Below are 13,767 nucleotides of genomic sequence, written 5' to 3'. Positions count from 1 at the left end.
CCAGCGTCACGCCGAAGTCGAGCGGTGCTACAGGCGAGGCGTCTCCCTGTAGCGCATTGCCGGGGGGTGATTGCAATTACGGTACCCTGACCGACTCCCGCGACGGCCAGACCTACAAGACGGTGACCATCGGCACCCAGACCTGGATGGCAGAGAACCTGAACTATGCCTACACCGGCGTTCCCTATAGCTATAGCGGTTACACCTCCGATTCCACTAGCTGGTGCTATAATGATGATCCCTCCAACTGTGCCAAGTACGGTCGCCTGTACGCCTGGGCGGCAGCCATGGACAGCGTCGGCACATGGACCACAAATGGCAAGGGTTGCGGCTATGGTTCGGAATGCTCACCAACCGGTACTATACGCGGCATTTGCCCCGAGGGCTGGCACCTACCGGACACCACGGAATGGAACACGCTGTTCACGGCCGTGGGCGGCAGTTTCACAGCCGGTACGGCTCTCAAGTCCACTAGCGGCTGGAATGAAGATGAAGGCGAAAGCGGCAACGGTACGGATTCTTTCGGGTTCTCGGCGTTGCCTGCCGGCTACAGGTACAACGGTGGGTATTACGACAACGAGGGCTACGACGCGTACTTCTGGAGTTCTACGGAGTACAATAGCAACTACGCGTACTACATGCGCTTGTACTACAACTACGACGTCGCGTACCTGGGCATCAACAGTAAGGACGGCGGGCATTCTGTTCGTTGCGTAAAGGACTGATTTTTGTCCTGGATTTTGAATTCGTTCATTTGTTGTGAACGGGTTCTTTTTTGTTTGGTCGGAAAGACTTGAAAAGCTGATGCTGACCTTCGTCAGCATGACTGTAGGCGAGAAATGCCGGGGCGTTGCGGGCTGGCGACTGAAGCCCGCAGAGGGGGTGTATGGAAGACTAGCCTTGGACCCTATCGCTGCGCTCCAGGGTGACAAGAAGGCTAGGCTGCAGACAGGGGGAGGCTTCCCCCTTTTGTAGTGGATTCTATCGCCTTTGGCTCCAGAATGACGTTTTTGGGGCGTTTTTGCTTACATTTTCTGTTAAATCGGAACTCTTTGCGGCCGTTTTTTTAACTACATTTTCCGCCGGAACAATTTTATTTAACAGAGGTTCAAAAAATGAATTATTTCAATTCTATCCCTATGCGTCGCCAACTCGAAGAAATTGGCCACTGCCGTTTCATGGAACATTCTGAATTCAGCCGTGGTGTTGAAGCCCTCAAGGGCAAGAAGATCGTGTTCGTCGGTTGCGGTGCCCAGGGTCTCCATCAGGGTCTTGACCTGCGCGATAGCGGCCTCGACGTCTCTTACACGCTCCGCAAGGAAGCCATCGAACAGAAGCGCCAGTCCTGGAAGAACGCTACTGAAAACGGCTTCAAGGTCGGTACCTACGAAGAAATGATTCCGGATGCAGACCTCGTTTGCAACCTCACACCGGACAAGCAGCACCACAACGTGATTCCGGCCATCATGAAGCTCATGAAGAAGGGCGCCGCCCTCTCTTACAGCCACGGCTTCAACATCGTGGAAGAAGGCCAGGAAATCCGTAAGGACATCACCGTGATCATGGTCGCCCCGAAGGGCCCGGGTTCCGAAGTCCGTAGCGAATACGTTCGCGGTTTCGGTATGCCCTGCCTTATCGCCGTGCACCCGGAAAACGACCCCGAAGGTAAGGGTTGGGACTACGCCAAGGCTTACGCCGCTGGCCTCCATGCCGACCGTCCGGGCGTTCTCGAAAGCTCTTTCGTTGCCGAAGTGAAGTCTGACCTCATGGGCGAACAGACCATCCTTTGCGGTATGCTCCAGACCGGCACCATCCTCTGCTACGACAAGATGGTGAAGGAATTCGGCGTTGAACCGGCTTACGCGGTCAAGCTGCTCCAGTACGGCTGGGAAACCATTTCCGAAGCCCTGAAGCACGGTGGCATCACCAACATGATGGACCGTCTCTCCAACCCGGCCAAGATCCGCGCCACGGAACTCGCCGAAAAGATGAAGAAGATCATGAAGCCGCTCTACTGCGAACACCAGGACAACATCATCTCTGGCAAGTTCTCCAGCACCATGATGGTCGACTGGGAAGCCGGCGACAAGGATTTGCTCAAGTGGCGTGGCGAAACGGGCGAGCTCGAATTCGAAAAGGTCGAAGCTACCGACAAGGTCATCACCGAACAGGAATACTTCGACCGCGGCGTTCTCATGACCGCCATGATCAAGGCCGGTGTGGAACTCGCTTTCGAAACCATGTGCTCCGTGGGCATCAAGCCGATGAGCGCCTACTACGAATCTCTCCACGAGACTCCGCTTATCGCGAACCTCATCGCTCGTAAGAAGTTGTACGAAATGAACCGCGTGATCAGCGACACCGCTGAATACGGTTGCTACCTGTTCGCCAACAAGTGCGTGCCTCTGCTCGCCGACTTCATGAAGAACGAAGTGAAGAAGGACGACATCGGCGCTATCTACGGTGAAGGCAAGACCACCGCTGTGGATAACGAAGAGCTGATCAAGGTGAACAAGAACATCCGTCAGCATCCGGTGGAAGAAGTCGGTGCTTGGCTGCGCGAACGCATGTCCGGCATGACGAAAGTTGTCTAAGCTTCGTCTAGCTTCGTTCTCGACCCTCTCGCTGTACTAGTTGTACAGCTTCGGGGTCTGCGGCCTCGCTATACTCGCTTATCCAAGCTTTCGGAAAAAGAGTATATGTGATTGTCGCGGATGAACATTTTCAAGCCTGTCGGGAACGCCCGATGGGCTTTTCTTATAGAAAAATTCGATAGCTCCGCATAAAAACATTGTATTGGACGGGGTGAAAATCGCGTTCTATATTTGGCAGCACCAAAAGTTGTACGGAGATGCTGTGAAGATAGAACGGCTTAAAACGGATTTGTTGATTATAGGCGGCGGAACGGCCGGCTGTTATGCGGCTATTACTGCCGCGTCAAATGCCGCGGGAAAAAATGCCGCGGAAAATAAAGGCGCTGGCCTCAAAATTCTAGTCGTCGAGAAGGCGAACATCAAGCGGAGCGGCTGCCTCGCGGCGGGCGTGAACGCGCTGAATGCCTACATTACCGAGGGTCGCACGCCCAGGGATTACGTGGAATACGCGAAGAAGGACGCCGACGGAATCGTGCGCGAGGATTTGCTCTATTCCATCTCCGAGAAGTTCAACGAGGTCACGGCTCATCTGGAAAGACTCGGTCTAGTCATCTTGAAGGACAAAGACGGCAAGTATGTGACGCGCGGGAACCGCAACATCAAAATCAACGGCGAGAACATCAAGCCGATTTTGGCGACGGCTGTCGCGAAGGCCCCGAACGTTCAGGTGCTGAACCACGTGAACATTTTCGATTTTTCCGTTCACGACAACAGGATTGACGGCGCGTTCGGTTTTGGGATAGAGAACGATACTTTTTACGCAATCGAGGCGCGTGCCGTGATTGTCGCGACGGGCGGTGCCGCCGGGCTTTACCGCCCGAACAATCCGGGATTTTCGCGGCACAAGATGTGGTATCCGCCGTTCAATACGGGTGCGGGCTATGCGATGGGCATCCGTCACGGTGCCGAGATGACGACTTTCGAGATGCGTTTTATTGCGCTCCGTTGCAAGGACACGATTGCCCCGACGGGAACGCTTGCGCAGGGCGTGGGTGCGAAGCAGGTGAATGCGCTTGGAGAAGTTTACGAGACCAAGTACGGGATTTCTACTTCGGAACGCGTTTACGGGACGGTGGCCGAAAATCTGGAAGGCCGCGGGCCGTGCTATTTGCGCACTGTCGGGATTACGCCTGAACAGGAAGAATCGCTTTTGAAGGCTTACCTGAACATGGCTCCGTCGCAGACGATTCGCTGGATCGAAAACGACACGCCGTCGAAGGCAAATGTGGAAATCGAAGGAACGGAGCCTTACATCGTGGGCGGCCACACCGCAAGCGGTTACTGGGTCGATACCAAGCGCGCCACGACAATCGAAGGACTTTATGCCGCGGGCGATGTTGCCGGTGGTGCCCCGCAAAAGTATGTGACGGGCGCGCTTGCCGAAGGTGAGATTGCAGCGAAAAGCTCGGTGGAGTATATAGAGAGTTTGTCGGCCCTTCGGCTGATTCGACAAACTCATCAACCAGCTCAGGGACCTGACGTGCAATTTAAGGTTGCTGAGCATGCTGAAGCAACTATCAAGGATGACGTGGAGCAACATGTCGCAGAAGTCGAGAAATTCCTCAATAACAAGAACGGCACGGACACCGTTGAAAGTCTTGAAGAAGAAATGCAGGCAGCTATGGACGCTTATGCAGGCGGTATCAAGACGGGCTATCGTTATAGCGAAAATCAGCTAGCAATTGCCCGCAAGGAAATCGAGAAAATCGAGGCCCGTGTGGGCGACCTGCATGCAGACGACTTGCAAGAGGTCATGTACATCTACGAACTCAAGGAGCGCCTCACGGTTTGCAAGAGCGTGATTGCGCACCTGGCCGCACGTCACGAAACCCGTTGGCACAGTTTTGCCGAAAACACCGACTATCCCGAAAAAGATGATGCGGGATTCCGCAAGTACGTGAATTCCCGTCTCGAAAACGGACAAATTAAAATCATCTTGCGCGAACTCACTGCAGAAGGGCAAAGGAACTATGAGCATCAGCATTGATCAAGGCAAGTGCATTGGTTGCAGGCGCTGCCACGACGTTTGCCCCGGCACGTTAATCAAGATAAACGAGAACAAGAAAGCGTTTATCAAGTACCCTAAGGACTGCTGGGGTTGCACCTCGTGCATCAAGGAATGTCCCGTTCACGCCATCCGATTCTTTCTCGGCGAAGACATCGGTGGCAAGGGCTGCAAGGTGCATACCGAAAAAGTCAAGGGCGAAAAGAACGATATCGTGCGGTGGTTTTTTGAACTGAACGACGGAAGCGTCAAGACTATCGATATCGACCCCAAGGAATCAAATAAGTATTAAAAGAATTCACAACAATCGTCATTCCGGGCTTGGCTCGGAACCTTAATGGAGATTAAATTTGAGCGAATTATCACATCTCGACGAGCTGGAAGCCGAAGCCATCTACATCATCCGCGAAGTTGCTGCAGAATGCGAGAAGCCGGTGATGCTCTACTCTATCGGCAAGGACAGTTCCGTCATGCTGCATTTGGCCATGAAGGCCTTCTACCCCGAAAAGCCGCCTTTCCCGTTCTTGCACGTGAACACCACGTGGAAGTTCCGCGAGATGATTGAGTTTCGCGACCGCACGGCGCAAAAGCTCGGTATCGAGATGATCGAGTACATCAACCAAGACGGCGTCAAGCAGGGCATCAACCCGTTTGACCACGGTGCCGCCTATACCGATATCATGAAGACGCAGGCCTTGAAGCAGGCACTCAACAAGTATGGCTTTACCGCGGCTTTTGGTGGCGGGCGCCGTGACGAGGAAAAGTCTCGCGCGAAGGAACGCATCTTTTCGTTCCGCAATTCCGCGCACGCTTGGGATCCGAAAAACCAGCGCCCCGAAATGTGGAAACTTTACAACACGAAAATAAACAAGGGCGAAAGCATCCGCGTTTTCCCGATTTCGAACTGGACCGAAAAGGATATCTGGCAGTACATCAAGCGCGAAAAGATTGACATCGTCCCGTTGTACTTTGCGGCCCCGCGCCCGGTCGTGGTACGCGATGGCAACATCATCATGGTGGACGATGAGCGATTCCCCCTGCGGGATGGCGAAACGCCCGAAATCAAGTCGGTGCGTTTCCGCACGCTGGGTTGCTACCCGCTCACGGGCGGCATTGAATCGACCGCCATCACGCTTGACGAAATCATTGACGAAACCTTGAGCGCGGTATCCTCGGAACGCACTTCCCGCGTGATTGATAACGAAGCCGCGGGCAGCATGGAACGCCGCAAGAGGGAGGGATATTTCTAATGAAAGGCTTGTTGAAATTTATTACATGCGGCAGCGTGGATGACGGAAAGTCGACGCTCATCGGCCATATCCTTTACGATTCTAAGCTGCTTTACGCCGACCAGGAAAAGGCGCTGGAGCTTGACAGCAAGGTGGGTAGCCGCAGTGGAAAGATTGACTATTCCCTTTTGCTGGACGGCTTGATGGCCGAACGCGAACAGGGCATTACCATCGATGTGGCGTATCGCTATTTCACGACGGATCGCCGCAGCTTTATTGTGGCTGACACCCCGGGGCACGAGGAATACACCCGCAACATGGCGGTGGGCGCCTCGTTTGCAGACCTCTCCGTGATTCTCGTGGATGCCTCGCAGGGCGTGCTGGTACAGACTCGCCGTCACGCCCGCATCTGCAAGCTCATGGGCATCCGTTACTTTGTCTTTGCGGTCAACAAGATGGATCTTGTGGGCTACAGCAAGGAACGTTTCGAAGAGATTCTCGCGCAAATCAACGAACTTGCGACTGAACTTTCGCTCCACAGCGTTTACGTGATTCCGCTTTCGGCCACCGAAGGCGACAACGTGACGGTGAAATCCAAGAACATCGCTTGGTACTCGGGCAAGGCCCTCTTAGATTACCTTGAAACCATCGACATCGACGATGTGCAAACCGAAGCGGGCTTTTACCTGCCCGTGCAGCGCGTATGCCGTCCGGATCGTACTTTCCGCGGGTTCCAGGGACAAATCGAAGCGGGCAAAATTCGCGTGGGCGATACGGTCACGAGTCTCCCGAGCAACGAGAAGGCGACTGTCAAGGGAATCCTGCGCGGCGACAGGAATGTGGAAGAGGCTCACGTTGGCGAACCTGTCACCATATCGCTTGATCGCGAGGTGGACGTGTCCAGAGGTTGCGTGCTGGCGAAAGACGTGGACATCGGCAGCTACAAGAAAATCAGGGCGTCGCTCCTGTGGATGGACGACGAACCGCTTTCGCTCGGCAAGGACTTCCTTGTAAAACTCGGGACGAAGACGATTCCCGGCGTGCTCACTAAAATCGAGTATGCGATTGACGTGAATACGGGTGCGCACCAGACCGCTGAAACGCTTGAAAAGAACGGAATCGCCGTCGTAGAGATTGTATTTGCCGAAGCCATTGTTGTTGACCTTTTCGAGAAGCACAAAACTCTGGGTGAACTCATTCTGATTGACCGCGTGACCCATGCGACATCGGCATGTGGCGTTGTGGAAGGCCTATTCGAAAGGCAGATTGCCGCAGGCGAAAAGGCTGAATTCGTGCAGGGCGAACGCCATGGTCGCGGAGAAATCTTTGAAGAGTTTTTCTACGATACGGCGACACTCTCCGTGGTGAAGCAACAGCCCGTAAGACAGCACTACACCGTGGGTGATGAAATCCCGACAGTGGGGGAGAGCTACCGCTATCCCGACGATTTCGACATCATCATCTTGCGTGACAGTGTGACCGTGAAGGTGCGCGATAGGCACATTTCCGAAATCACGGAAGCGGGCGCATACCTTTACGATGGCTTCCCGGTCATTAACGGGCGCGGCTTTGAAATCAAGGTCTACTCCGACGAGGATGTGTCTCGCTTGCTTCGCGAATACGCCGAAGCGGGTGAAATTGGCCGCGAGGAATTCTTCAAGAAGTGGACAGTTTTTGACACGTACAGGAAGGTTGTGATAAAGTAAAATATAAGGTCCCCTAGCGGGGACCTTTTTTTTATAGCAAAAAACGATAACTCCGCATAAAATTAAAGTATTGGACAAGGTAAAAAACGCCTTCTATATTTGTGCGCACAAAAAAACAAAACAATAACCATAACCAAGGAGTTTAAGAATGAACCAGAATTTTGCAAAGCTCGCCGCCGCTGCGGTCATTACGACTTCCCTTTTCGCCTCCAACGTTTTCGCCCAGGAAGCCCCGAAAGCAGAAGCTGCCGCGCCCGAAAAAGCGAAAGAGGAACCCGCTTTCAAACTCACCGGAAACGTGCAGGCGCAGGCCATCAAGGCCGTTTACGATAACGATGCTGACAATACGCTCGACAATTCCTTCTTGCGTGCAAACATCGGCGGAAAGTACACTTCCGGCGATTTCGAGGCGGTAATCAACATTCGCATCTTCTCTCCGACCTTTGGCAACAAGGTCAAGGATGGTGACGGCAAGAACTTCAGCTTCGACAAGATCAGCGCCGATACCTACTACGCCAAGTACAAGTGGAACACCGATTTCGGCGATTTCAGTGCGCAATTCGGTCGCTTCCGTACGGACTGGACTGTTGCCGGTAACTTCGGTACCTACGTGGACGTGCACCTGAACAAGCGCGGATTCCTTGCCCGCGATTACCAGCACGACGCTCTCGGCTTCGGCTTTGACAAGGGAATTTCTAGCTTCAGCCTGTTGCTCGGTACTTACGACAACAAGTTTGATACCGGTTACCTCCGCGCCGAAGAAACCGTGAAACTCGGCGATGCGAAAATCAGCGCCGCCTACCGTGGAAACCTTCTCGACCCGATCCAGCATACGGCAGAAGTCTCGCACCGCATTGCAGGCCGCGCAAGCTACTATTTCGCGAAGAATCTCGGCCTCTACGGCGAAGTTGCCTACATCACCACGGGTGACGGCGAAAACCTCTCGGCTCCGAACGGCATCAAGTCTGAATACGCTCAGGGTAGTGACTATGTTCCGTTCTTCGTGGGTGTGGAAATCCCGACTGCGGGCATCTTGAATAGCCTCTATGCGGAACTTGAATACGTTGGCGACCGCGATGAAATCCAGGCCGGTGCCGATGAACTCGCGTGGACGGTGAGCCTCATCAAGAAATTCGGCAAGCACAGCAAGATTCAGTTGAGCGCCTACAGCGAAAAGGAGCTCTCTGATGTTGCCATTGCTGCCCGCTTTACCGCAAGCATCCAGTAATTACATCTCCAAAAACCTGCCCCTGGCGTAACCCGCGCCGGGGGCCTTTTTTTATTTGCAATGCCTTAAAAGGGCTGCAATGTAGGCTTTGGCGTAGCGCGATGGCGTTACGCCTTTACGCATTACGTAGCCGATGGTCATCTTGTCGCGAACGTCAAGGTGCCGCGCGATAATGTTCCGGCCGTTGAGCTTGTGGCTAATGACGCCCGAGCAAATGGTGTAGCCATTCAAACCGATGAGCAGGTTGAAAAGCGTCGCGCGGTCGCGAACCTTGATATTGCGTGGACAGTCGAAATCAATGGCGGTTAGAGGTTCTTCGGCGAAGTAGAACGAATTGAAATCGCCCTGTTCGTAGGTCAGGTATGGGTACGGTTTTAAGTCCTCCAGTGTGATTTTTTCTTTTCGAGCGAGAGGGTTCCTGGACGACATAAACACATGCAGTGGGGTCGCAAAGAGCGGCTCAAAGACCAAATTGTTCTTTTGAATAAGTTTTTTGATGACTTTTTCGTTCTTGTCGCTCAAATAAAGTACGCCAATTTCGCTTTTTAGCTTGGCAATATCGTCAATAATTTCGTTAGTTTGTGTTTCCCGAAGCGTAAAATCGTAGCTCGGACCGCCGAATTTTCGAATGACGTCGACGAATGCGTTGACGGCAAAAGAGTAGTGCTGGCAGCTCACGGAAAAGATGGTGTTACCGCCTTTGCCGCCTTTGTAGCGGTCTTCCATCAGGGTCGCTTGTTCCAAAACTTGCCTTGCGTAAGAAAGGAATTCGTCGCCCTCGTTAGTGATCGAGACTCCTTTATTGGAGCGGTTAAAGATGGTAACGCCCATTTCTTCTTCGAGCTCGTGGATAGCTGCCGTAAGGCTCGGCTGCGATATGAATACCCGCTTCGATGCTTCGGTAATGTTGCGCGTGTCGGCGATGGCGATGGCGTATTTAAGTTGTTGTAAAGTCATAGACCTTTCTTATAGTCGGTTATTTGATTTGCTTTTGTTTGCACCATAGTTTTAATCTATGGTGAATGTGTAAAAAATAGTATTTTACCGATGATGAAAAAGGAGATATATTTGGCGGCGTAATCGAAAAACAAACAAAAAGGTAGGTAAAACACTATGAGCAATAAAAAAACATCTGTAATCGGTTTCCCGCGCATCGGCAAGGCCCGCGAACTCAAGTTTGCAAGCGAAAAATTCTTCAAGGGCGAAATCTCCGAAGCGGAGCTCCAGAACGTCGCCAAAGAAATCCGTCAGTACGGTTGGGCAAAGCAGAAGGCCGCCGGCATCGACTTTATTCCCTCGAACGATTTCTCGTTCTACGATAACGTTCTCGATACCGCATTCTTGTTCGGCATTGTTCCGGAACGTTATAAAGACCTCGACTTGAGCGTACTCGAAAAGTATTTCGCAGCCGCTCACGGTTACCAGGGTGAAAAGGGCGACGTGAAAGCCCTCCCCATGAAGAAGTGGTTCAACACGAACTACCACTACATTGTTCCAGAAATCGACGACGCTTCTGAATTCAAAGTGAATGATTCCAAACCGGTGCAGGAATACAACGAAGCAAAGGCTGCTGGAATCCAGACCGTGCCGACTTTGATTGGCGCCTACACGTTCCTCCGCTTGGCCCGCTACAACGGCCAAAAGAAGGCCAAGGATTTTGTTGCCTCTGCAGTCGCTGCTTACGTGAAGGTCGCCGAATTGCTCGCCGCTGCCGGTGCCGAATGGATCAGTTTCGCCGAACCCGCTTTGGTGTTTGACGTGACCGCCGAAGAAAAGGAACTTTTCAAGTCTATTTATGTGGAACTCCTCAAGAAGGTGCGTGCCGCAGGCCTCAAGGTTGCCTTGCAGACTTATTTTGGCGATATCCGCGATGTGTACCAGGATGTGGTTGCCCTCGGCTTCGATGCCATCGGTCTTGACTTTGTGGAAGGTCTCAAGTCGCTGGAACTGGTCAAGTCCGGTTTCCCGAAAAATACGCTCCTGCTCGCGGGCGTCGTGAACGGCAAGAATATCTGGCGCGCTGATTTTGCACAGAAGAATGCTCTGCTCGCCGAAATCGTGAGTGCTGTCGGTGCCGAAAACGTGGCGGTCGGAACTTCTTGCTCGCTGTTGCATGTGCCGTACACGGTCGCTGCCGAACAGAAACTCCCCGCCGAGACACTCCGTCACTTTGCCTTTGCCGAAGAAAAGCTTGCGGAACTTGCCGAAATCGCAAGCGGTGATGCTGCCGCTCTCGAAAAGAATAAGGCCTTGTTTGCAACGCCGCGTGTGCAGGCGAACGCCAAGGTGCAGGCTGAACTGGGCGCCCTCACCGCCGCAGACTTTGAACGCAAGCCGAGCCGCCTTGAACGTCGTGGCGTGCAGAAAGAAGAATTCAGGTTGCCCGCATTCCCCACGACCACAATCGGATCATTCCCGCAGACGGCTGAAGTCCGCGCGAACCGCGCCGCTTTCCGCAAGGGCGAAATCTCCAAGGAACAGTACGTTGCGTTCAACCAGAAGAAGATTGCAGAATGCATCAAATTGCAAGAAGAAATCGGCCTCGACGTGATTGTGCACGGCGAATTCGAACGCAACGACATGGTGGAATATTTCGGTTCCAAGATTGACGGATTCGTGTTTACGCAGAATGCCTGGGTGCAGAGCTACGGCACCCGTTGCGTGAAACCTCCTGTAGTTTGGGGCGACGTGAGTCGCAGCGCCCCGATTACGGTCGAATGGTCTGTATACGCCCAGAGTTGCACCAAGAAACCGGTAAAAGGCATGCTCACGGGCCCGGTGACGATTCTCAACTGGTCGTTCCCGCGCGAAGACGTTTCGCTGAAGGTGCAAGCGCAAGAAATCGGCTTCGCTATCCGCGACGAAGTCCTTGACCTCGAAAAGAACGGGATTCGCATTATCCAGATTGACGAAGCTGCTCTTCGCGAAAAGTTGCCGCTCCGCAAGAGCGACTGGCACAAGGAATACCTCGACTGGGCCATTCCGGCATTCCGCCTGGTGCATGCGAAGGTCAAGCCCGAAACGCAGATCCACACGCACATGTGCTATAGCGAATTCAACGACATCGTGCGCGACATCGATAACATGGATGCCGATGTGATCACGTTCGAAGCGAGCCGTTCTGACCTCAAGCTGCTTGACGCCCTGAACGAAGCCAAGTTCGAAACGCAGGTGGGCCCGGGCGTGTACGACATTCACTCTCCGCGCGTTCCCTCGGAACAGGAAATCGTCGACGCTCTCCACAAGATCATCGCGAAGGTCCCGCAGCAGAACGTGTGGGTGAACCCCGATTGTGGCCTCAAGACCCGCGGCGAAATCGAAACCACGGCAAGCCTCAAGAATCTCGTGGCGGCAGCAAAGAAATTGCGCAACGAAAAGTAAGTCGCTTTTGCATCTCGACTCGCAAAACACGTCCTCGACGTTATTAAACGCCGGGGGCGTTCTTTACTTACAGAGCAATGCGAAAGCCTGCACCGCCTTTTGCACATTCCTCTTATCCACCGAGGAATAGTTAATGACGAACTTGTGCACAGAGGGCTGCGCTTCGAAATAGTATTCCGAAAGGGCCTTGATGTTAACGCCTTTTTGGCGCAGCTGTCTGCAAAAATCGGAATCAGAACATTTTATCGACGCTTCCAAAATAAAGTGCAGACCGGCATCTTCTTCATAAATGCGAACAACGCTTGAAAGCCTGCTTTTTCTTATTGCCGATAGCAGCGCGTCGCGCTTGGCGCGGTAAAGGTTACGCATGCGGTTGATGTGAGTCTCGTAATACCCCAAGTCGATGAATTTAGCCATGACGTACTGGTCCAGATTCGATACGGAACAAGAGTAGAACGAAAGTTTCTGATGAAATTTTTCGACAAGATGCGGCGGGAGCACCATATAACTAAGCCTAATCGCAGATGTCATCGTTTTGGAGAATGTATTCAGGTAAATCACCTTCTCAGAAACATCGATGTTTTGCAACGCAGGAATAGGCTTTCCCGTCATGCGAAATTCGCTGTCATAATCATCTTCTACAATGTAGCGTCTCGGCGATTCAGTAGCCCAGCTGAGCAGGCGGTAACGCTCGCCAATGGGCATCACCTTTCCTGTCGGAAAATGATGGGCAGGGGAAATATGCATCACGTCAACGCCGAAATCGGCGACCGAGTCCACAAAGTTATCGTTCAGAATAGGGACGTGACGAACTTTGACGCCGTATTGGCTATACAGCTTCGATATTTTGCTCCAACCAGGGTCTTCTACGCCATAGCACTTGTCAAATCCAAGCAATTGTACTAGCAAGCCGTAAAGGTAATCGGTCCCGGCACCAATGACAATCTGTTCGGGCGATACCTGGATATTTCTGAATTCGCGGAGCATGCGAGCGATGGCTCGGCGAAGTTCTAGCGCGCCCATTCCCGGAGAAACTTGCAACAAATCATTTTGCCTTTCGCAAAGGACCTCGCGAGTGATTTTTGCCCAAGTGGTAAAGGGGAACGCCTCGATATCGGAACCGTTACTTGCAAAGTCGGCAATGTATTTCGGGTTGATATGTTCTGACTCGTCGGTGAGTTCTGCGCGGAGCCTGCGGGTACGCGGCATCTTGCGTTTGCGTTGAGCACAAGGTTCCGCCGTTGCGTTGATGTCTGCAACAAAGAAGCCTTTTTTAGGGAGCGAGTAAATGTAGCCTTCGGCGAGGAGCTGGGCGTAAGCGTTTTCAACGGTCACGACGCTAATGCCGAGATTCTGCGCGAGGTTGCGTTTGGAAGGGAGTTGCTCTTCGGCAAGGACGTTTCCGCTTACGATATCTTTTTTGATGCATTGGTAAAGGTAATGGTAGAGGCTGTTAGCTCCCGCCTTGGACATATCGTAAGTGAACATGAAACTGACCTTATTAGTATTGTTAATCTGATATTTAACTGACCTTATAAAAATAGTAAAAAACTGAATATTGTGC

At 52.7% G+C, this 13,767-nt stretch carries 10 protein-coding genes; 8 read left to right on the top strand and 2 right to left on the bottom strand.

Annotation, left to right across the window (positions count from 1 at the left end; all coding sequences use genetic code 11):
* The 7 genes from B4B27_RS02505 to B4B27_RS02475 form a co-directional block, all read left to right on the top strand.
* On the top strand, positions 1–725 hold a 725-nt coding region (locus B4B27_RS02505), incomplete at its 5' end, for a fibrobacter succinogenes major paralogous domain-containing protein (RefSeq protein WP_290723341.1).
* Between the two features lie 390 nt (positions 726–1,115).
* The gene (ilvC, locus tag B4B27_RS02500) at positions 1,116–2,594 is read left to right on the top strand and encodes a ketol-acid reductoisomerase (RefSeq protein WP_097035145.1); all 1,479 of its coding nucleotides are present in this window, start codon (positions 1,116–1,118) and stop codon (positions 2,592–2,594) included.
* A gap of 262 nt (positions 2,595–2,856) precedes the next feature.
* Complete coding sequence (locus B4B27_RS02495; protein WP_290723338.1) at positions 2,857–4,641, top strand: adenylyl-sulfate reductase subunit alpha; 1,785 nt, start codon at positions 2,857–2,859, stop codon at positions 4,639–4,641.
* Positions 4,625–4,951, top strand: coding sequence for a 4Fe-4S dicluster domain-containing protein (locus B4B27_RS02490; protein WP_290723336.1), 327 nt, complete (start codon positions 4,625–4,627; stop codon positions 4,949–4,951). The genes B4B27_RS02495 and B4B27_RS02490 overlap by 17 nt, the downstream gene beginning before the upstream one ends.
* A gap of 58 nt (positions 4,952–5,009) precedes the next feature.
* Entirely contained in the window at positions 5,010–5,909 is a 900-nt protein-coding gene (gene cysD, locus B4B27_RS02485) for a sulfate adenylyltransferase subunit CysD (RefSeq protein WP_290723334.1), read from the top strand.
* Positions 5,909–7,594, top strand: coding sequence for a sulfate adenylyltransferase subunit 1 (locus B4B27_RS02480; RefSeq protein ID WP_290723332.1), 1,686 nt, complete (start codon positions 5,909–5,911; stop codon positions 7,592–7,594). Before cysD ends, B4B27_RS02480 begins: the two co-directional genes overlap by 1 nt.
* Before the next feature lie 148 nt (positions 7,595–7,742).
* Entirely contained in the window at positions 7,743–8,822 is a 1,080-nt protein-coding gene (locus B4B27_RS02475) for a hypothetical protein (RefSeq protein WP_290723330.1), read from the top strand.
* Between the two features lie 51 nt (positions 8,823–8,873).
* On the opposite strand, the gene B4B27_RS02470 is transcribed toward B4B27_RS02475, so the two are convergent.
* Positions 8,874–9,779 (bottom strand): LysR family transcriptional regulator, encoded by a 906-nt coding sequence (locus tag B4B27_RS02470; protein WP_290723328.1) that lies wholly within the window; start codon positions 9,777–9,779, stop codon positions 8,874–8,876.
* Between the two features lie 156 nt (positions 9,780–9,935).
* Between B4B27_RS02470 and metE the strand changes: the two genes are divergently transcribed.
* Complete coding sequence (gene metE / locus B4B27_RS02465; RefSeq protein ID WP_290723326.1) at positions 9,936–12,203, top strand: 5-methyltetrahydropteroyltriglutamate--homocysteine S-methyltransferase; 2,268 nt, start codon at positions 9,936–9,938, stop codon at positions 12,201–12,203.
* 63 nt (positions 12,204–12,266) lie between these two features.
* On the opposite strand, the gene B4B27_RS02460 is transcribed toward metE, so the two are convergent.
* On the bottom strand, positions 12,267–13,691 hold the full coding sequence (locus B4B27_RS02460) for a PLP-dependent aminotransferase family protein (RefSeq protein ID WP_290723324.1): 1,425 nt from the start codon (positions 13,689–13,691) through the stop codon (positions 12,267–12,269).
* Positions 13,692–13,767 lie beyond the last annotated feature (76 nt).

The organism is Fibrobacter sp. UBA2449, from assembly GCF_002342555.1.
In the GTDB taxonomy this organism is placed as follows: Bacteria; Fibrobacterota; Fibrobacteria; order Fibrobacterales; family Fibrobacteraceae; genus Fibrobacter.
The sequence above is the reverse complement of the archived record's forward strand: the minus strand, read 5'-3'. Positions and strand labels throughout refer to the sequence as shown.

Bases quoted from the DNA above. Each gene is read 5' to 3' on its own strand.
- ilvC (WP_097035145.1), top strand. From the start codon at position 1,116: ATGAATTATTTCAATTCTATCCCTATGCGTCGCCAACTCGAAGAAATT.
- B4B27_RS02490 (WP_290723336.1), top strand. From the start codon at position 4,625: ATGAGCATCAGCATTGATCAAGGCAAGTGCATTGGTTGCAGGCGCTGC.
- B4B27_RS02480 (WP_290723332.1), top strand. From the start codon at position 5,909: ATGAAAGGCTTGTTGAAATTTATTACATGCGGCAGCGTGGATGACGGA.
- B4B27_RS02475 (WP_290723330.1), top strand. From the start codon at position 7,743: ATGAACCAGAATTTTGCAAAGCTCGCCGCCGCTGCGGTCATTACGACT.
- B4B27_RS02470 (WP_290723328.1), bottom strand. From the start codon at position 9,779: ATGACTTTACAACAACTTAAATACGCCATCGCCATCGCCGACACGCGC.
- metE (WP_290723326.1), top strand. From the start codon at position 9,936: ATGAGCAATAAAAAAACATCTGTAATCGGTTTCCCGCGCATCGGCAAG.
- B4B27_RS02460 (WP_290723324.1), bottom strand. From the start codon at position 13,691: ATGTTCACTTACGATATGTCCAAGGCGGGAGCTAACAGCCTCTACCAT.